Source organism: Butyrivibrio sp. WCD3002, assembly GCF_000424265.1.
Classification (GTDB): Bacteria; Bacillota; Clostridia; order Lachnospirales; family Lachnospiraceae; genus Butyrivibrio.
Genome location: NZ_AUJO01000012.1, coordinates 45,438 through 65,454, shown reverse-complemented (window position 1 = coordinate 65,454; position 20,017 = coordinate 45,438). Strand labels below are relative to the sequence as shown.

Sequence of the window (20,017 nt, the reverse complement as noted above, 5' to 3'; positions counted from 1 at the left end):
CGAGGTAGAACCGGTGGAAGAAAACAGAGTGCTCGAAATGCGAGGCATAAATAAATCGTTTCCGGGCGTTAAGGCTTTGCAGAACGTGGATTTTAACCTGGGTAAGGGTGAGATTCATGCTCTCATGGGCGAAAACGGTGCCGGAAAATCCACACTGATCAAGGTACTTACCGGAGTGTATTCCAAGGATTCAGGAACCATCAGCCTTCAGGGGAAGGGCGAGGTTGCAATTCATTCGCCTCAGGATGCACAGAAGAACGGAATTAGTACAGTTTATCAGGAAATAACGCTCTGCCCCAACCTTACTGTTGCTGAGAACATGTTCATCGGCAGAACACAGGGAGCCATCACAAACTGGAAGAAGATAAATGAGGATGCTGACAAGCTCCTTCAGAATCTTGATATCCCGGCAAAAGCTACGCAGCAGCTTTCAAACTGCTCAATTGCCGTTCAGCAGATGGTTGCCATTGCAAGAGCCGTTGATATGGAGTGTGAGGTTCTGATACTGGATGAGCCCACATCATCTCTTGATGAGCAGGAGGTTGAAAAGCTCTTTAACCTGATGAGAAATCTTAAAGAGAGAGGTGTTGGTATTATTTTCGTAACCCACTTCCTTGATCAGGTATATGAGGTATGTGACAAGATCACCGTTTTAAGAGACGGTCAGCTTGTGGGAGAGTATGAAATTAAAGATCTGCCGAGAGTTCAGCTTGTTGCCAAGATGCTTGGTAAGGAGATGGATGATCTGTCAGACATAAAGGGTGAAAGCGGCGGATATGAAGGCGGCGACGCTAATGAGAAAATCTTTGAAGCAAGTGCCCTTCAGAGTGATGCCGGCATTAAGCCATTTGATTTTTATATTAAAAAAGGAGAAGTTAACGGCTTCACAGGACTTCTCGGATCAGGTCGAAGTGAGTGCGTCCGTGCTATTTTCGGTGCTGACAGAGTTTTAGGCGGTACAGTAAAGATGCATGGCAAGGAGGTTAAGATAAATAAACCCCTTGATGCCATGAAGAACGGAATTGCATATCTCCCCGAGGACAGAAAAGTTGATGGTATCATTGGGGATCTTTCAGTAAGAGATAACATCATTCTTGCACTTCAGGTACTTAAGGGATTTTTCAAGCCCTTCTCAAAAGCACAGGCTTATGCTTTTGCAGACGAATATATTAAGAAGTTAAACATTAAGACAGCTTCTGCGGACACACCTATTAAATCTCTTTCAGGTGGTAACCAGCAGAAGGTTATACTTGCAAGATGGCTTCTCATGCATCCTGAATATCTGATCCTTGATGAGCCCACAAGAGGTATCGACGTAGGAACCAAGGTTGATATCCAGAAGCTTGTTCTTGAGCTTGCAAAGGATGGAATGAGCGTAACCTTCATTTCATCAGAGACAGACGAGATGCTCAGAACCTGTTCAAGGCTTGTTGTCATGAGAGACCGCAAGGTAGTTGGCGAGCTGGCGGGTGGTGATCTTACCCAGAACAAGATTATGAGTACGATTGCAGGGGAGAGTAAGGTATGAGTAAGATAGAAAAAAATGAGCAGAGCTTTCTTAAAAGGCTCGTAAGTAATCAGCTCTTTATACCGGTTATAGCGCTTCTTTTGCTGTCGGTTATAAATCTGATAAATGATCCCGGATTTTTCAGAATAACACTGGGAACAAACAATGCAGGTAATCCTGTTCTTTCAGGATATCTGATCACCATCCTGGACTACGGTTCAGAGCTTGGTATTCTTGCAATCGGAATGACACTTGTAACTGCTGCTTCAGGCGGACAGGATATTTCAGTTGGTGCTACTATCGCAATCGCAGGTTCTGCAATGCTTAGAATCCTCTGCGGCGGTGTTTCAAGACCTACTGAGCTGGCAGCGCCTGTAATCGTAGCATTCCTTGTTGCATGTGTAGTAGGAATGCTCTGCGGAGCCTTTAACGGAATGCTGGTTGCGGTGTTCAAGATACAGCCCATGATCGCAACGCTGATACTTTTTACAGCCGGAAGATCAATCGCTGCATGGATAAACAACAACGAGCTGCCTATCGTTCCGGACCCGAAGTTTGGTTACTTTGGCGGATTTATTCCCGGAATTCCGATTCCGACTACGGTTTTCATAGTTATCGCTTGTATTATAGTTATCGCACTTGTTCTTAAGTTTACAAACCTTGGACTTTACACACAGGCAGTTGGTATCAACGAAAGTTCATCAAGACTTAACGGTATCAATCCTACCTTTATAAAGTTCCTGAGCTTTGTAATCCTTGGACTTTGCGTTGCAGTTGCTGCTCTTATCAAGGTCAGCAGACTTTCAACAATCAACTATTCCGTAATCGCAAAGGATATCGAGATGGACGCCATCCTTGCAGTTGCCCTCGGCGGTAACTCACTTTCAGGTGGTAAGTTCAATATGTGGGCTTCAATCCTCGGAGCTTATGTAATTCAGTTTTTGACAACTACTCTTTATAAGTTCAATGTATCCTCCGATGCTCTTGCAGCTTATAAGGCAGTTGTAGTTATCCTCCTTGTTGTTTTCTCTGCTCCCAAGGTAAGAGAGTATATGAGCGGTCTTGCAAAAAAGGCCACAGCTAAGAAGGGGGTGGCTTAAATGAATACATCTAAGGAAAAGAAGGGCTTTTTGTCCGGAATGAATGATACAAACCTCCTCCTTACGATCACTATTGTAATCTTCTTCCTTATGTATATAGGGGCAATAGTGTTCCAGGGAGGCGGCTTCACAAAGCCTCAGATGTTTTTTAACATCCTGAATTCCAATGCGGCTCTTATCATTACAGCCTGCGGAATGAGCGTTGTTATGATATCCGGCGGAATCGATATTTCCGTTGGCGGCGTGGTTGCACTTGTTTCCATGTGCTGCGCCGTGTACCTTGATTATCATGACGGAAGTATCTTCGGATCAATCCTTATCGCTCTTGGAATCGGTGTTGCTTACGGTATCGTGCAGGGCTTCCTGGTTGCTTACCTTGATATCCAGCCCTTCATCGTATCCCTTGCCGGAATGTTCTTTGCAAGAGGTATGACCACCATCGTAAACACAGCGCCCTTTAACGTAGCAGATGAGGAGTTCACAGCCTTAAAGCTTACAAGAATTTATGTGCCCGGAATGGGAACAGTTAATAAAAAAGGCATTTACGTACCTGCTTATGTAGAAATTGGTGTAATCGTAGCGCTGATAATTGTGGTATTATTGTTTGTAGTGCTCAGATGGACCAAGCTTGGAAGAAGCTTCTATGCAGTAGGCGGAAACAAGCAGAGTGCGCTTATGCTTGGAATTAACGTTCAGAGGACCAAATTTATATCACACATGATCTGCTCTGTTCTTGCAGGAATCGGCGGATATGTGTACTTCCTTCACGTTGGATCCGGTTCAGCTTCACATGCCATGGGTATGGAGATGAACGCAATAGCATCCTCCATTATCGGAGGTACGATGCTTACAGGTGGTGTCGGCAATATCGTAGGCACACTTTTCGGTGTTCTGTCACTTAGTACAATTCAGAATATCGTTGCGTCCGCAGGTCTTGATCAGGCTTGGTGGACCGGAATTACCATAGCAGCTATGCTCTGCGTATTCTTGCTGATCCAGAGTGTTGTTATGGCACAGAAAAAGAAGGCAGTTAAAAACTAATGAAAAAAGCCATTTATGTTACCACTATGCTGCTCCTTACGCTGGCACTTCTCGCCGGCTGCGGGAGCAGCAGTGCTAAGGAAGAAAATAAAAATGAGACGGAAGCAGCGCAGGTCAACAGGATTACTGTTGGCTTTTCGCAGCTTGGCGCAGAGTCCGACTGGAGAAATACCAATACGGAGTCAATGCAGAGCGCTTTTACAAAGGAAGCGGGCTACAACCTCATTTACAAAAACGGCCAGCAAAAACAAGCCAATCAGATAACGGACGTAAGAACCTTTATTCAGCAGGATGTTGATTACATTGTTCTTGCCCCTGCCACTGAGACCGGCTGGGATACGGTTTTATCTGAAGCAAAGGAAGCTAACATTCCGGTTATTCTGGTGGACAGAAGAGTTGATACAGCAGATAAAAGCCTTTATTCCTGCTGGGTAGGCTCTGATTTTGAGCTTGAAGCAAAGAAGCTCACGGCTTGGATCAAGAATTACACCATTAAGCGCGGCATAGCGCCGGGAGAGCTTCATATAGTTGATATTCAGGGTACAATGGGCTCAACGGCCCAGATAGGTCGTACCAGAGGACTTGCCAACGCGGCAAGAGAAAATCACTGGGAGATAATCTCAGAGACCAGCGGCGATTTCACGGAAGCCAAGGGCAGAGAGGTCATGGCCGCACTTTTAAAGAGATTTGATAACATCAATGTAGTTTATTGTGAAAACGACAATATGGCTATCGGCGCCATCGATGCTATTGAGAGCGCAGGCGGTCATGTTGGCGGAGATATTTTAAACGGAGACATAATGGTCGTATCCTTTGACGGTGTAAACAAGGAGTCTCTGGAATACTGTAAAGAGGGAAAAATATCCTGCATAGCTGAGTGTAATCCCCTTCACGGGCCAAGGGTTAAGGCGCTTATCGAAGCACTGGAGAGCGGTAACACCCCGGAGAAATTCAACTATGTGGATGAAAAGATATATAGTTCAATAGAAGACGTGATCAGTGTAGTTGTGGACGGCGAGAAATACGAGGTAGAGAAGCCGGAGTAAGCGTTTTTTACCATGGTTGATTAAGTTACTTAAATTTGATACAATGTCATTTGTGATTTTGTCTTTATAGAGCGGGGGCGAATCGGATTTATGTACTGCTTCCCGCTTTTCGTATGTACAAAATATACAGATGTAGAATTTTTATGGAGCGATAAGAAATGAGTATTATTGATAAGATTATCGGTACACACAGTGAGAGAGAGCTTAAGCGTATTCAGGGTACTGTGGATAAGATTGAGAGCCTGCAGCCTGAGATGAAGAAGCTCACTGACGATGAGCTTAGGGCTAAGACCGATGAATTCAAGAAGAGACTTGAAGGCGGCGAGACACTTGATGATATTTTGCCTGAGGCCTATGCAACAGTCCGCGAGGCAGCATGCAGAGTGCTCGGAATGGAACATTTCCGCGTTCAGCTTATTGGTGGTGTTATTCTCCACCAGGGTCGTATAGCCGAGATGCGTACCGGTGAAGGTAAGACACTTGTAGCGACACTTCCTTCATATCTTGATGCACTTGAGGGTAAGGGCGTACATGTAGTTACCGTCAATGATTACCTTGCAAAGCGTGACGCAGAGTGGATGGGTAAGGTTCACGAGTTCCTCGGACTTACCGTTGGTGTTGTTCTCAACAGCATGAACAGTGAGGAGAGACAGGCTGCTTATGGCTGCGATATCACTTATGTAACCAACAACGAGCTTGGTTTCGATTATCTTCGTGATAACATGGCTATCTACAAGGAGCAGTGCGTACTCAGAGGTTTGAACTACGCCATCATCGACGAGATAGACTCAATCCTTATCGATGAAGCCCGAACACCTCTTATCATTTCCGGTCAGAGTGATAAATCCACAAAGCTCTATGAGGCTTGCGATATTCTTGCAAAGCAGATGACTCGTGGTGAGGACCAGGAAGAATTCTCCAAGATGGATGCCATCATGGGTATTGAGCAGGAGGAGACCGGAGACTTCATAGTTAATGAGAAGGACAAGATCGTCAATCTTACAGCACAGGGTGTTGCAAAGGTTGAGAACTTCTTCCGTATAGATAACCTTGCAGATCCTGAGAACCTTGAGATCCAGCACAATATCATTTTGGCTCTCCGTGCTAACAACCTCATGTTTAAGGATCACGATTACATTGTTAAGGACGATGAGGTTCTCATCGTTGATGAGTTCACAGGACGTGTAATGCCCGGACGTCGTTATTCAGACGGTCTTCACCAGGCTATCGAAGCAAAAGAGCATGTTAAGGTTAAGCGTGAGTCCAAGACTCTTGCAACCATCACGTTCCAGAACTTCTTTAATAAATTCGAGAAAAAATGCGGTATGACAGGTACAGCTCTTACAGAGGAGCGTGAGTTCCGTGATATTTACGGTATGGACGTTATCGAGATCCCTACCAACAAGCCTGTTGTACGTATTGACCATCAGGATGCTGTTTACAAGACCAAGAAGGAGAAGCTCAATGCGGTAGCTGATGCTGTTCAGGCAGCTCACGAGAAGGGACAGCCCGTTCTTGTAGGTACTATCACAATCGAGTCTTCAGAGGAAGTAAGTAAGCTTCTTAAAAAGCGCGGCATCGCTCATAACGTATTGAATGCAAAGTTCCATGAGATGGAAGCTCAGATAGTTGCAGAGGCAGGAAAACACGGCGCCGTTACAATCGCAACCAACATGGCAGGTCGTGGTACCGATATTAAGCTTGACGACGAGGCAGTTGCAGCCGGCGGTCTTAAGATCATCGGTACAGAGAGACACGAGAGTAGACGTATTGATAACCAGCTCCGCGGACGTTCAGGACGTCAGGGAGATCCCGGTGAATCAAAGTTCTATCTTTCACTTGAGGATAACCTCCTTAGACTGTTCGGTTCTGAGAGACTTATTTCAATGTTCAACTCTCTTGGAATTCCGGAAGGCCAGGAGATCGAGCACAAGGCTCTTTCAAAGGCTATCGAATCAGCTCAGAAGAAGATCGAGGATAACAACTATGGTATCCGTAAGAACCTTCTTGAGTATGACCAGGTTAATAACGAGCAGCGTGAGATCATCTATGATGAGCGTAGAAGAGTTCTTGATGGCGACAGCATGCGTGATACTGTTTACAAGATGATCACAGATATTGTTGAAGAGTCAGTTGAGACTGTTGTAGGTGAAGTTACAGATGCAGATGAGTGGAATCTTAAAGAGCTCAACGAGCTTCTGCTTCCCACAATCCCGCTTAAAAAGATCAACCGCGGACGTATCACAAAGCTTACCAAGAACGGACTTAAGCAGCAACTTAAGGAAGAGGCAGTTAAGCTTTACGAGGAGAAGGAGGCTGAGTTCCCTGAGCCAGAGACTATCCGAGAGATAGAGCGTGTAATTCTCCTTAAGGTTATAGACAGAAAGTGGATGGACCACATCGACGATATGGATCAGCTCCGTCAGGGCATCGGCCTTCAGGCTTTTGCTCAGCGTGATCCCAAGCTTGAGTACAAGCTTGCCGGCTTCGAGATGTTCGATGAGATGACACGTAACATCAAGGAAGACACAGTACGACTTCTTTTCCACGTACACATCGAGGAGAAGGTAGAGCGTGAGCAGGTTGCCAAGGTAACCGGAACAAATAAGGACGACAGCGCAGTAAAGGAACCCAAGAAGCGTATGGAGGCAAAGGTTTATCCCAATGATCCCTGCCCCTGCGGAAGCGGAAAGAAATATAAGAACTGCCACGGAAGAGCACAGGGTTGACCAATTTAAATATAATTGGTAATATAAGTTGCTTTACTGATGACGATTACTTGAAATGCAGAGTGATGAGCTCTGCATTTCCCATGAGAATTGGAAGGAATAGATATGGTAATACTTGATCAGATGAAGGTTGAGCTCTCCAATCTTAGAGGAACACTTGATGAGATTACAGGCTCACTTGACCTTGATTCAAAGAAGAAAATGATTGAAGAGTTATCCCGTGAGATGGAAGAACCTAATTTCTGGGATGACGCAGAGAAGGCCAATAAGAAGACAAGAAATCTTAAGAACATGCAGGATCTTGTTGAGGAGATAGAGGGTCTTCACAAACAGTATGATGATATGATGGATCTCATCGACCTTCAGAACGAAGAGGGCGTCGATGATGATGACATGGCAGCAGAGATCAGATCAGAGCTTGATCAGTTTGAAGATACTCTTGAGAAGATCCGTATCAGTAATCTTTTGAACGGACCTTATGATAAATATGATGTAATCCTCAGACTTAATGCTGGTGCCGGCGGAACAGAGGCATGCGACTGGGCGTCAATGCTTTACAGAATGTATACCAGATGGGCAGAGAGAAAGGGCTTCTCAACAGAGGTTCTTGACTATCTCGATGGTGATGAAGCCGGAATCAAGTCAGTTACATTCCAGATTTCAGGAACCAATGCTTACGGACTTCTTAAGTCAGAGCACGGAGTTCACAGACTTGTTCGTATCAGTCCCTTCAATGCACAGGCTAAGAGACAGACTTCATTCGTTTCCTGTGATATCATGCCTGATATCGAGGAAGATATAGATATCGATATCAATCCTGATGACCTCAGAATTGATACATATCGTTCAAGTGGTGCCGGTGGACAGCACATCAATAAGACATCATCTGCTGTACGTATTACACATATTCCTACAGGTGTTGTAGTAGCCTGTCAGAATGAGCGCTCTCAGTTCCAGAACAAGGATAAGGCTATGCAGATGCTGAAGGCAAAGCTGTTTATTATGAAGCAGGAAGAGCAGGCAGCAAAGCTTGCAGGCATCCGTGGTGAGGTAATGGATAACGCATGGGGAAGTCAGATTCGCTCCTACGTTCTTCAGCCCTACACAATGGTTAACGACACTCGTACAGGCTTCAAGGCTTCTAACGCAGACGGCGTACTTGACGGAGATCTTGATCCCTTCATCAATGCATATCTTAAATGGCTGGCAACAGGCGGTAAGCCCGTTGGCGATACAGATGCAGAGTAATAGCAATATGGCATAGTGCCTGTTAATGCAGAATATTTAAAGCGACCACGACAGTGGCCGCTTTTTTATCTTCATCGGGGGGATTTGTGGTCGGCGCGAGTTGGGCTTTTTTGACACATTCACGCTTATTTGGTAACATATACTTATAATTTTATCGATATTTCGAGCAGTATAAGCTTTGTTGAATCTTAATGAGGGGCTATTTATGGTTACAGTAAGTTTATGCATGATCGTTAAGGATGAAGAGGATAAACTGGCTACATGTCTTGATTGTGTAAAGGACCTGGTTGATGAGATGATCATCGTGGATACCGGTTCTTCCGATAAGACTGTTGAGATAGCAGAGTCCTACGGCGCGAAGGTCTTCAAATTCGCGTGGACCGGCGATTTTTCTGATGCTAGAAATTTTTCCTTTAAACAGGCTACATGTGAATACATCTATGCCGCCGATGCGGATGAGACAATAGATGAGGAGAACAGAGAGCGCTTTAAGCAGCTGAAAGAGGATATCGACGATCTCGATATCGATGTGGTACAGATGTACTACTGCAATCAGCTGAGCCATAACACTGTTTACAACTATGACAGGGAGCTTAGACCTAAGCTTTTCAGAAGGGTTCGAAGCTTTATTTGGCAGGATCCTATCCATGAGACTATTCAGCTGGATCCCGTTGTCTGCAACAGCGAGGTGGAGATTCAGCACAATCCCACTGAAGACCATGGCCAGAGAGACCTGGCTGCTTTCAGACGTGCAGTAGATATGGGAAGCTATATCTCAAAGAGGCTTCATAATCTCTACGCAAGAGAGCTCTACATGGTTGGTGGGGATGAGGATTTCATTCTTGCGAAGAAGTTTTTCTCGGATTCCATAATCGATACAGGAAGAGACCTTGATCAGATAAAGGAAGCAAGCTGCGTGCTTACTCATATAGCAGTGCTGGAGGACGATGTTCTTGGCGTGCTCAAGTATTCGCTTAAGGATGTTACCACCATCGCATCAAGCGAGATGTGCTATGAGCTTGGAGAATTCTACAGAAAGCGCGGCGATATCGACGAAGCTATCGTATGGTATTTCAATGCAGCCTATGAGACCTCGCCCATTCTGGATATTCACCACGGAGGCGATCTGCCGATGCAGAAGCTTGCTGAGTGCTACAGAGAGCTTGGCAATCTTGAGCAGGCTGAGGACTACGAGAAGGAAGCTGCCCGCTGGGAACCTCCCAAGCCGGAGTGATAGAGCATTCCATTTTCTTATGGATTATTTTGCTATTAAGTCTATGGCGATCGGTAATAAAGATGATCTTATAACCCGCAGATGCTATGGCAACTGCGGGTTTTCTCTTGGGGTAAATATCCTTTAAGCTCTCATTTAGAGAATATCAGTCTCATAATACCGCGAAATGGCTTGAAAAGAAGAATTGCGCTGTATTCTCGTACTTTTCTAGCGCGACACTAATATTCTTGCCGGTTGAAAATCTTACATTTCTCCGATCCAAAACCTCACATTCCCACGACCTAAACCCGCACATTTCTCCGATTAGAGCAGCGACTATAAATGACAGAAGCAGAATACTAGTATATAATTACCATCAAGCAGACTTTGAAAGGACTTTAGTTAAAAGTGACCAGAAAAACTTTAGCTATAATACTTGGCGCCGTGGGAATAGTTATTGCAGGCGCACTGATCTATACATTCACAGGCAATAGACAAATTGAAGAGCAGGTGCAGGAAACACCGGTAGCCCAGTGGCATGCATCGGACGGATATATCAAGGAATCGGAAGATATTGAGAGTACAGAATCCGAACCTGTCGCAAACACAGAGTACTCCTTAAGCGTGCCCACATACATAGGGCAGATAGGCAGTGACTATTTCATAGCTGACTGTTACCACAACCAGATTATCTACAGTGATAGCCTTGGAAGTGACCTTCTTAGCTGGAAAGCCCTGGCAACTGACTTGAGTCAGCCCCATACCATGGCAGGAGATGGGCAGGTCATATTGATAGATGATACAGAGAAAAATGAAGTCCGAGTGTACGAGCCTTCAGAAAACGGCTATAAATATACACAGCGTTTTACCGGAATAGGCAACAGGCCTCACTACACGGTATATGATGAATCGGAAAAAGCCTTCTACACCTGGAGCTCCATGTCAGGAGAGATGTACGTTTTCAGGCACGAAGAGGGCAATACCAAAATGTACCTGACAGAGGTAAGAACGATAGAGACACTTAGCGGAACCTATATCAGGTCCTTTTATATAGAAGGAAATGATATTTATTTTGTATCCGGAATTCGAGGAGACGGCACATCATCAGGAATTATCAGATGTGATAAGAAGACGCTGGAAATAAAAGAAACCTACAACGTCCCTGATTCCCTTGCCGGAATGGCGGCCATGAGATATGATGCGCCATATTACTATATAACGGTATCTACGGATGTGGTGGGAAGTCAGGATGCAGCCACCATGATAAGGACAAAGGATCTTAAGGGACTTGCCGCAGGTGACTATGAAGATATCTATTCTGAATATTTTGTGGGTGGCGGAACACCCTATAATATGTTTAAAATAGGAGATAAGTGGTTTCTGACAGAGCACCGGATTCCCGGCCATGCCATCTGGAGCTACAGTATAGATGAAAACGGAGAAATAACTGATGTTGAAACAGTGTATTGATTATAAAAAGACCACAAGAGCGTCGGTAATAATGATACTTGTAATGGCTCTGATAACAGCCATTTTGCAGGGCAATTACTGGGTTTCGATTGCAGGAGGCCTGGCTGCGAGACAGCCTCAGATAATGATACTTTTTCTTGTGGGATTCTTGAGCCTTACAGCCATTTACTGCGAGGCTACAGGGAAAATCAGATTCAGACGCAAGTCTGAGGAGAAGGAAGGTACCATTTCAAAGACACTGAATCTCACTACAGAGAGAGGTATCCTTTGGACTATCTGGCTCGGAATGCTGATGCGTGTTGGATATGTTCTTTTCTTTGATATCACAACTCTCCAGAACGACGGCGGAACCTTCACCGGCTTTGGGACAGAGCAGATTAACAATGGACATATCGGATACATCGAGTACATCTATAAATTTTTCCATCTGCCAACCATGGATCCTTATGAGTACTTCGGATATTACCATCCGCCGCTTCATCATATAATCGAAGCGCTGTGGCTGACAATTCAGAGATTCCTTGGAGTTGCAGAGGAGCTTGCTTTTGAAAATCTGCAGATTCCCACACTTATCTATTCGGGACTTTGCATGGTTGTAATGCTGCAGATCCTTAAGGAAGCGGATATAAATGAAAAATTCGTCATTCCCGGAATGATGCTTTTTGCGTTTCATCCCAGAATGATGGTGCTTGCAGGCTCAGTAAATAACGACATCTTAGCGCTGCTCCTTCTTCTTTGCACCATCTGGCGCACTCTTGTATGGATCAGGGAAAAGAACATCAAAAACATCATTATGATTGCTCTTTCTCTGGGCTTTGGAATGATAAGCAAACTAAATACCGCAATCTGTGCATTTTCAATTGCAGTTATCTTCCTTATCGTACTTGTTAATGCATTTAAGGATGGAAACCTTTTAGTCAGGAAAAACATCATAACGCAGTTTGTGGTATTCGCAGTAATATGCGTGCCAATCGGACTGTCCTATATAGTACGTAATCTGGTGCTCTTTGGAGAAAAGCCGGGAATACCTTCACCTGCTATCATTCCAAATGAGTCGGTTATGTACACAGGCCCCTATTCCGTATGGTCGATTATCGGAATACCTGCTTTTTCAGACTGGAACGTGGCTTTCCCTTTCCATCCGATCAGCGCTGAGGCAAGCCATAATACCTGGGTAATTCTTTTCCAGACGGGACTTTTTGCTGAGGCTTATCCTGCAGGCATGAACGACTATCTGCTCTCTGTTGCGCAGATAGCTTATGTGGCATCCATTATCGTGGCGGTTGCTACTACGGTAGTTTTCCTGTGGGTTTATCTGAAAAAAATCATAAAGGAAACAAGAAAGATCAGATATTCTCTTCCTTATCCTACAGATGAGGAGCGATCAAAGGGCGTTATCAGTACAGAAGAAGCTTTTAATCACATGGAAAGAAGTATTTTCCTCTGGACAACCTACGTATTTATGCTGCTAAGCTTTTGCTTGTATGTGTTTAAATATCCATACACCTGCAGCAGCGACTTCAGATACATGACCGCATCCCTTGTTTTCACATCAATCGGATTTGTGGATGTACAGACAGTTTGCAAGAAGGGACCACGCAAAGCGGTTAAATTCATCGTAAATACAGCAATGGCGGCGTGCCTTATAGGTTCACTGCTTGTTTATATGTTCTGGGATATCGCGTAACGGTTTGGGAAATCGCCGCATAGATTACAGAAAAAGCGGCGATTTTAGGGAAAAGACCCGTTTTGATACACCGGGCATCACTTAAAGAGGAGATCATTATGAGTTATGAAAAGTTTGTCAGGACGGTAACACCATACGTTCCGGGAGAGCAGCCAAAGGACAGAAACATCATCAAGATCAATACAAATGAATGTCCCTATCCCCCGGCACCAAAAGTAACAGAGCTTATTGAAAACATGAAGTATGAGGATCTGCGTCTCTACCCCGATCCCGAGGCATCATCCCTTGTGGACGCCCTTTCAAAGTACTATAATGTTCCGGCAGACCAGATCTTTGTTGGCGTTGGATCCGATGACGTACTTTCAATGGCTTATCTTACATTTTTTAATTCAGATAAGCCCATACTTTTTCCTGATATAACCTATTCTTTCTATGATGTGTGGGCGGAGCTGTACAGGGTTCCTTATAAAAAGATCCCGCTTCGCGATGACTTCACCATAGATTTTGATGATTACATGCCGGAAAAGAATCCCAACAGCGGTATCATAATTGCAAATCCTAACGCACCTGTCGGAATCTTTGAGCCGGTATCTAAAATCGAGAAGGTAATTGCGGCTAACCCTGATTCTGTAGTAATCGTGGATGAGGCATATATTGATTTTGGCGGTGAGAGTGCACTTCCTCTTATTGAAAAATATGACAACCTTCTGGTGGTTCAGACCTTCTCAAAATCAAGAGCTATGGCAGGAATGCGCATAGGCTTTGCTTTTGGTTCAAAGAAACTCATCGGGTACCTGAGAGATGTAAAGTTCTCCTTCAACTCATACACAATGAATAGGCCCACATTAGAGCTTGGAGTGGCAGCAGTTGAGGATGATAAGTATTTTAAAGATACCTGCGCAAAGATCATAGCCACAAGAGAGCGTGTTAAAAAGCAACTCACAGAGCTGGGCTTCACATTCCCTGACTCCATGAGCAACTTTATCTTCGCAAAACATGGCACCATGTCCGGCAATGATATCTTCGAAGAGCTTAAAAAGAGAGGTATATTTGTCCGCCACTGGAATGCTGACAGAATAAACGATTACCTCAGAATCAGCATCGGCACCGATGAGGAGATGGATAAGCTTATCGAGGCACTGGGTGAAATTGTCAATTAATATGTAAATTCTAAAAAGCCTTGCTGATAAGCTTGCATTCTGTTAGAATTTAGCCTTGGAATGTTTAGACTATCCGGAAAAGAAAATCGGATTCTTGAATTATCAAGTAGACTATCCGGAAACAAAACCGGGTTTTGAATTAACAGAAAGGCTGTTTTGAAATGTTAAAGAAATATCTATACATATTTTTCCTGTCAATGGTTCCCCTTGTAGAGCTCAGAGGAGCTATTCCCGTGGCACACGGTATAAACGCTGCAGATCCAGCTTTTAATCTGCTGCTTGCTTATATAGTTATCGCAATCGGCAATATGATCCCTATGCCCTTTATATTCTTCTTCGCAAGAACCGTACTTGAGTGGGGCAAGGATAAGCCTGTAATCGGAAAGTTCTTCTCCTTCTGTCTCGAGAAGGGTGAAAAGGGCGGAGTTAAGCTTCAGGAGAAGGCAGGAAAGGGACTCTACTGGGCACTCCTTTTATTCGTAGGAATTCCTGTACCGGGAACAGGTGCATGGACAGGCACACTGGCTGCTTCCATCCTTGATATGGATTTTAAGAAGAGCGTTCTTGCAGTAATTGGCGGAATCGCTCTTGCAGGCACTATCATGGGTATCGTAAGCTTCCTTGGCGTAAGCGCCATCACAGGAATTGCCGGCTGATACGGATCACATAGGAGCTGATTATGGAAGCCTATACCGATTTTGCAAAAGTATATGATGAATTTATGGATGAGACCCCATATCACGACTGGGCTGTGTATATATCACAGCTCATTTCGCAATATGGGATTTCTGCGCCTTGTAAGAAAATACAGAAAAGCCAAAGTGAGTCAGAACAGATAAGCACAGACGAAACTAACGGCGTAAACGAATATCAGATTGAAGAGTCTGAAATCGCTGAGGGAGATATCCCCGCAACATACGAATATGAGCAGGAAGAGAATGACGCAGAAAACTCCGAAGAAGACCTCCTTCTTCAGGAGAAGAATCTGGTGGTGGAGCTTGGCTGCGGAACAGGAAGCTTTACCCAGGAGATGGCGAACCTCGGCTATGACATGATGGGCATAGACAACTCGGGGGACATGCTGGGCAAAGCCCGCAGGAAAATGGAAGAAGCAGGTCTTGATATCATGTACCTTGAACAGGACATGTGCGAGCTGGATCTTTTCTGCACCGCTGGCACCATCGTCAGCGTCTGCGACAGCATTAACTATCTAATAGAAGATGAACAGATAAGAAAAGCTTTCACCAAGGTTAACAACTACCTCTATCCAGGCGGACTTTTCCTCTTTGACTTCAACACACTTCACAAGTACAGGGACGTCATAGGCGATGTGACTATAGCCGAGAACCGCGAAGACTGCAGTTTTATCTGGGAAAACTTCTTCGACGTCGACACTAATATCAACGAATATGATCTCACCCTTTTTGTGAGAAAGCGGGCTGACGATATGACGGAATTATTTGAACGTTCAATCGAAACCCACCTTCAAAGAGGTTATACTCTTAATGAAATGAAGGGCTTCATAGAACAGTCAGGAATGGAGTTTATCACAGCCATAGACGCGGAAACTCACTCACAGCCTACGGATGAAAGCGAAAGAATTTACATTCTTGCCAGGGAACACGGGAAAGACATAATATAAAAAGCAGATTTAATTCAATCTTAAAAAAAAATAAAAATTTACACTTGAAATTGAAAAGTGGTTAATGTATACTTTGACTGCTAGGTGTGCATATGGGTAAAGCTAATTAACAGCAAGAGAGAACATGATTGATTTTCACACACATATACTGCCGGGGATTGATGATGGCAGTCGCAACCTTGATATGACAAAAGAATTGATACAGCGGGAGAGGCAACAAGGCATAGACAAAATAGTGTTTACGCCTCATTTTTACGCTCAGAATGAAAATGCGCAGCATTTTCTTGAAAAGCGCGATAAAGCGTACGAGAGCGTGAAGGAGAATTGTGCCGATCTTACAGACGGGCTTGAATTTAAGCTTGGCGCTGAAGTCTACTACTTTCCCGGAATGGGCAAGGCGGATATATTACCGCGTCTGTGTATGGAGGGTACGGACTACATACTGTTGGAGATGCCATTTGCTCAGTGGACAAGTTCCATTTACCGCGACGTGAAGGACATCATAGAGAAGCAGAAGCTCAGAGTCATACTTGCGCACATCGAGAGGTTTTATCAGTTTCAAAAAGATAAAGCTGTTTGGAGTGATATATTGGACCTTCCTGTTATCCCGCAGATCAATACCGGGAGCTTCCTGAGTTGGAAGAGCAGGAGATTTGATATCAGGTTTATCAAAGAGGGGCATGGGATTATACTTGGTACCGATTGTCACAATATCACTAGCAGGGTTCCAAACCTGACGGAAGGACGGGCTGTTATTGAGAAAAAGCTTGGTGCTTCAGTGCTAGAGAACATTGATAAACGTGGAAAGCTAATATGGGAAAATGAAGAGATTTGAGAAAGCAAAAGTTGTCCTTACTCTTATAGGTGCTGCTTTAGCGGTTGCGATTCTTTTCTTCGGAATATCGCTTGTGGAAAAGCGTATGGAGCAAAAAGCCTATGCGGAGCGAGCTGAGGCCGACGATGACTCGGATGATGAGTACGATGAGTATGAACTCGCCGAGGATGAATTGCTTATCGGAGATACAGTATACAGGTATAATACTGATGTTAAAAACTACCTTATAATAGGAACAGATGCAAGTGGCAACTCGGAAGATGACGGAAAATACAGAGGCCAGATGGCTGATTACCTTGTGTTGTTGGTTCTGAACAGACTTGATAATAATTATGCATTTCTTCAGATAGACAGAGACACAGTTACAGACGTTCCCATGATGAATGAGGACGGATCCGCTTACGCATCATCAGAGATGCAGATATGTACAGCTCACTGGTATGGCGGAAATAGCGAGCAGAGTAATGAGAATACAGTTAATACTGTATCGAGCCTCCTTGGAGGAGTTCCAATCGAGGGTTATTACGAGGTTAATATGGATCAGATACCCAGACTCAACCATATAGTTGATGGGGTTACGGTCACCATAGAGGACGACCTGACAGAAGCTGATCCTTCATTAATAAAGGGAGAGACCATCACACTTAGTGATGATCAGGCATACGCCTTTCTGAGAGCCAGAATGAGCGTGGCAGACGGATCAAATGAGAACCGTATGAACAGGCAGAAGCAATATATGGATGCCTATCTTCACAAGATAATTGAGAAGACCAAGGAAAATGCCAACTTTCCCAATACCGCCTATAAGGATATGAAAGAGTATGCAAATACTGACCTTACAGGCAACGATATCTCAAAAATCCTGAACAGAATAAGTCAGGGAGAGAATCTTGGGGTACAGAGATTTGAAGGTGCCCATAAGCTTGGTAAGCTCCTTGATGATAATATTGAACATCAGGAATTTTATATAGATTACAACTCTTTTCTGGAAATTATGACGAAGCTTTATGACATTGAAAAAGTAAAGACGCTTAGTTTGGAGGAAGAGAATGAGGAATAAAACAGAGCACGGGGATTACTATGGATAAGAAACAAACGGCGAAGCAGTTCACCGATACAATATTAAATGACGATCAGAACCAGAACGGTGAAATGGAGATTGATCTTGTAGATCTCTTTTTCTACCTGCAGGCAAAGCTTAGATGGATAGTATTATTCTTCATAGCAGGTGCTATTATATCAGGACTTATAACTGTATTTTTAATCACACCCAAGTATTCAGCATCAGCGAAGCTGTACATGGTATCAGCTTCAAGTGATACACTTGTAAATCTCACAGACCTTAACCTTGGTACCAGCCTGTCGGCGGACTACCAGGAGGTCGTTAAGATAAGACCTATATTCGAGGATGTAATCAAGGAACTGGATCTTCCTTATACTTACGAGCAGCTCCTTGGTATGACATCTATATCAGTAGTAAACAACACTCGTATTCTTACAATTAAGGTTACCAGCACCAGTCCGGAGGAAGCGGCAGAGATAGCCAATGCTCTCGCGAAGGACGCTGAATCACAGGTTCCAAAGCTTATGGATACATCAAAGCCTCATATCATTGAGCCTGCGATTGTGCCGATACACAGAAGTTCACCAAGCTATTCCAAGAACATAATTATTGGTGCGCTTGTGGGACTTGTGGTAATAGTTTCTATTCTTACAGCAATGTTTGTAATGGATGACACCTTCAATTCAGCTGAGGATGTGGAGAAGATGTTCGGAGTAATGCCTCTGACTACTATTCCGGAGAGTGATATAGGAATCCTTTCAGAGTTCTTGGAGCATGACCGTGACAATAAGAAAGGACTTGCTAAAATAATAGACAGAAAATCCAGGAAGAGGCATAAGAAAAAGAAATGAATAAGATCATAATAAAGAATAATCCAGATCTTCCCTATGCTGTTGAAGAGGCTTTTAACAGACTGAGAATTAACATCAGCTTCCTGGGGAAGGATGTTAGAAAAATAATGGTGGTGTCAACAACACCTAATGAAGGTAAAAGTTTTATTGCCATGCAGCTCTGGAGACAGATGGCTGAGACAGGTTATAAGAGTCTTCTGATAGACGTCGACCTCAGAAAATCAATCATGACAGAAAAATATGGCATGAGTTTAGAAAATGGTGGTAAAATTGAAGGAACTAGTTATGTTTTGGCTAACGATGTTCCTATAAAGGATTCAATATTCAATACCGATATAGAAGCTGGGGATATTCTTCCCAATGTGGATAATGTTATTAACCCCTCAATGCTTCTTGAGAATCAGAGATTCGAAGATCTGCTGGACTATGCCGGTGAGAATTACAGATATACCTTTATAGATGCTCCGCCGCTTGATCTGGTATCAGATGGTGAGAGAATTGGTTCACTGTGTGATGGAGCCATCCTTGTAGTTAGAGGTGGTGTTACATCCAAGGGCATGGTAAAGCATTCTGTTATGCAGCTTGAAAGAGCGGGTTGCCCGCTTCTTGGTATCATTCTAAACCGTGTAGAGGGCTCAAAGGGTGGCTACTACTACAAGAAGTACGGCGGAAGATACTATGGTCACTATGGAAAATATTATAGTAGTGATTCCTACTACTATGGTAAGAAAAGCTGATCCGCAGCTTAATTCATTTACGTGGGTTATCCGGAATTCTTCCGGTTACTCAGATATACTATAATGAGTATTGTTTCTTTCGGAGCGATACGAAGAAAGGAGGACACCTAAGATGTTCAAGTTCATGAGGAGAGCTCTTGCTACTGTTATTACAGCTTCTCTCGTTCTTGCAGCTCCTGTTTACGCAGCTGAGACAGCAAGCCCTACAACAGCTAATAAGCCTGTTGCTCAGGAATCTGCTGCAGCTACAACTGGTGAGACTGTTAAGACAACAACTGATGGAACAGCTACACTTACAAGCGTTGCTAAGTCCACAAAGAAGTCTGTAACTATCGCTGATACTGTTGAGGTTAACGGCGTTAAGTACACTGTAACAGAGCTTGGTACAGGGGCACTTAAGAACCTTACTAAGGCTACAACAGTTACTCTTCCTGCATCAATCACAAAGCTTTGCAAGAAGTCTGTAACAGCTAAGAAGCTTAAGACTCTTAAGGTTAATTCTAAGAAGGCTCTTACAGTTGAGAAGAACGCTTTCAAGGGTAAGAATACCAAGAAGATGGTAATCAAGTGCCCTAAGATGAGCAAAAAGGAGCGTAAAGCTTTCGCAAAGGCTCTTAAGAAAGCAGGATTCAAGGGCACAGTTAAGAAGTAATTCTAGCTTTGTCTAAGAACCAAAGATTATCTTAAT

17 protein-coding genes are annotated in these 20,017 nt (G+C 43.9%); all 17 read left to right on the top strand.

The annotated features are described in order from the left end of the window. Positions 1-13: 13 nt before the first annotated feature. Positions 14-1,528, top strand: coding sequence for a sugar ABC transporter ATP-binding protein (locus G608_RS0111270; protein WP_026496113.1), 1,515 nt, complete (start codon positions 14-16; stop codon positions 1,526-1,528). Then, positions 1,525-2,607, top strand: a complete 1,083-nt coding sequence (locus tag G608_RS0111265) for an ABC transporter permease (RefSeq protein ID WP_026496112.1) — start codon at positions 1,525-1,527, stop codon at positions 2,605-2,607. Before G608_RS0111270 ends, G608_RS0111265 begins: the two co-directional genes overlap by 4 nt. After that, positions 2,608-3,648, top strand: a complete 1,041-nt coding sequence (locus G608_RS0111260; RefSeq protein ID WP_026496111.1) for an ABC transporter permease subunit — start codon at positions 2,608-2,610, stop codon at positions 3,646-3,648. It begins immediately after the preceding gene. Continuing rightward, a complete protein-coding gene (locus G608_RS0111255; protein ID WP_026496110.1) occupies positions 3,648-4,694 on the top strand; it encodes an ABC transporter substrate-binding protein in 1,047 nt (348 codons plus the stop codon). The genes G608_RS0111260 and G608_RS0111255 overlap by 1 nt, the downstream gene beginning before the upstream one ends. A gap of 158 nt (positions 4,695-4,852) precedes the next feature. Next, the gene (gene secA, locus G608_RS0111250; RefSeq protein WP_026496109.1) at positions 4,853-7,423 is read left to right on the top strand and encodes a preprotein translocase subunit SecA; all 2,571 of its coding nucleotides are present in this window, start codon (positions 4,853-4,855) and stop codon (positions 7,421-7,423) included. A gap of 105 nt (positions 7,424-7,528) precedes the next feature. Continuing rightward, on the top strand, positions 7,529-8,671 hold the full coding sequence (gene prfB / locus G608_RS0111245) for a peptide chain release factor 2 (protein WP_026496108.1): 1,143 nt from the start codon (positions 7,529-7,531) through the stop codon (positions 8,669-8,671). A 205-nt stretch (positions 8,672-8,876) separates the two neighbouring features. Next, on the top strand, positions 8,877-9,905 hold the full coding sequence (locus G608_RS0111240; protein ID WP_026496107.1) for a glycosyltransferase: 1,029 nt from the start codon (positions 8,877-8,879) through the stop codon (positions 9,903-9,905). A gap of 387 nt (positions 9,906-10,292) precedes the next feature. Then, complete coding sequence (locus tag G608_RS20960) at positions 10,293-11,354, top strand: hypothetical protein (RefSeq protein ID WP_051209219.1); 1,062 nt, start codon at positions 10,293-10,295, stop codon at positions 11,352-11,354. Further along, positions 11,335-13,041, top strand: coding sequence for a glycosyltransferase family 39 protein (locus G608_RS0111230; protein WP_026496106.1), 1,707 nt, complete (start codon positions 11,335-11,337; stop codon positions 13,039-13,041). The genes G608_RS20960 and G608_RS0111230 overlap by 20 nt, the downstream gene beginning before the upstream one ends. Before the next feature lie 98 nt (positions 13,042-13,139). Then, positions 13,140-14,201 (top strand): histidinol-phosphate transaminase, encoded by a 1,062-nt coding sequence (gene hisC / locus G608_RS0111225; RefSeq protein ID WP_026496105.1) that lies wholly within the window; start codon positions 13,140-13,142, stop codon positions 14,199-14,201. Positions 14,202-14,362: 161 nt separating this feature from the next. Further along, positions 14,363-14,857: a COG2426 family protein gene (locus tag G608_RS0111220; protein ID WP_026496104.1), complete on the top strand. Its 495-nt coding sequence runs from the start codon at positions 14,363-14,365 to the stop codon at positions 14,855-14,857. Positions 14,858-14,880: 23 nt separating this feature from the next. Beyond that, a complete protein-coding gene (locus G608_RS20955; protein ID WP_026496103.1) occupies positions 14,881-15,843 on the top strand; it encodes a class I SAM-dependent DNA methyltransferase in 963 nt (320 codons plus the stop codon). Positions 15,844-15,967: 124 nt separating this feature from the next. Then, positions 15,968-16,678 carry a CpsB/CapC family capsule biosynthesis tyrosine phosphatase gene (locus tag G608_RS0111210; RefSeq protein ID WP_026496102.1) on the top strand — a complete coding sequence of 237 codons (711 nt, stop codon included), beginning with the start codon at positions 15,968-15,970 and terminating at the stop codon, positions 16,676-16,678. Next, positions 16,665-17,738, top strand: a complete 1,074-nt coding sequence (locus tag G608_RS20950) for an LCP family protein (RefSeq protein ID WP_035795415.1) — start codon at positions 16,665-16,667, stop codon at positions 17,736-17,738. The genes G608_RS0111210 and G608_RS20950 overlap by 14 nt, the downstream gene beginning before the upstream one ends. Positions 17,739-17,758: 20 nt before the next feature. Beyond that, complete coding sequence (locus G608_RS0111200; protein ID WP_051209216.1) at positions 17,759-18,592, top strand: YveK family protein; 834 nt, start codon at positions 17,759-17,761, stop codon at positions 18,590-18,592. Continuing rightward, positions 18,589-19,329 carry a CpsD/CapB family tyrosine-protein kinase gene (locus G608_RS0111195; RefSeq protein ID WP_026496100.1) on the top strand — a complete coding sequence of 247 codons (741 nt, stop codon included), beginning with the start codon at positions 18,589-18,591 and terminating at the stop codon, positions 19,327-19,329. Before G608_RS0111200 ends, G608_RS0111195 begins: the two co-directional genes overlap by 4 nt. Positions 19,330-19,441: 112 nt before the next feature. Further along, positions 19,442-19,981 carry a hypothetical protein gene (locus G608_RS0111190; RefSeq protein WP_026496099.1) on the top strand — a complete coding sequence of 180 codons (540 nt, stop codon included), beginning with the start codon at positions 19,442-19,444 and terminating at the stop codon, positions 19,979-19,981. Positions 19,982-20,017 lie beyond the last annotated feature (36 nt).

Coding starts and splice junctions, on each gene's coding strand:
- G608_RS0111265 (WP_026496112.1), top strand. CDS start 1,525: ATGAGTAAGATAGAAAAAAATGAGCAGAGCTTTCTTAAAAGGCTCGTA.
- G608_RS20955 (WP_026496103.1), top strand. CDS start 14,881: ATGGAAGCCTATACCGATTTTGCAAAAGTATATGATGAATTTATGGAT.
- secA (WP_026496109.1), top strand. CDS start 4,853: ATGAGTATTATTGATAAGATTATCGGTACACACAGTGAGAGAGAGCTT.
- G608_RS0111240 (WP_026496107.1), top strand. CDS start 8,877: ATGGTTACAGTAAGTTTATGCATGATCGTTAAGGATGAAGAGGATAAA.
- G608_RS0111230 (WP_026496106.1), top strand. CDS start 11,335: ATGTTGAAACAGTGTATTGATTATAAAAAGACCACAAGAGCGTCGGTA.
- G608_RS0111200 (WP_051209216.1), top strand. CDS start 17,759: ATGGATAAGAAACAAACGGCGAAGCAGTTCACCGATACAATATTAAAT.
- G608_RS0111190 (WP_026496099.1), top strand. CDS start 19,442: ATGTTCAAGTTCATGAGGAGAGCTCTTGCTACTGTTATTACAGCTTCT.
- G608_RS0111220 (WP_026496104.1), top strand. CDS start 14,363: ATGTTAAAGAAATATCTATACATATTTTTCCTGTCAATGGTTCCCCTT.
- prfB (WP_026496108.1), top strand. CDS start 7,529: ATGGTAATACTTGATCAGATGAAGGTTGAGCTCTCCAATCTTAGAGGA.
- G608_RS20950 (WP_035795415.1), top strand. CDS start 16,665: ATGAAGAGATTTGAGAAAGCAAAAGTTGTCCTTACTCTTATAGGTGCT.
- G608_RS0111195 (WP_026496100.1), top strand. CDS start 18,589: ATGAATAAGATCATAATAAAGAATAATCCAGATCTTCCCTATGCTGTT.
- G608_RS0111260 (WP_026496111.1), top strand. CDS start 2,608: ATGAATACATCTAAGGAAAAGAAGGGCTTTTTGTCCGGAATGAATGAT.
- G608_RS0111255 (WP_026496110.1), top strand. CDS start 3,648: ATGAAAAAAGCCATTTATGTTACCACTATGCTGCTCCTTACGCTGGCA.
- G608_RS0111210 (WP_026496102.1), top strand. CDS start 15,968: ATGATTGATTTTCACACACATATACTGCCGGGGATTGATGATGGCAGT.
- hisC (WP_026496105.1), top strand. CDS start 13,140: ATGAGTTATGAAAAGTTTGTCAGGACGGTAACACCATACGTTCCGGGA.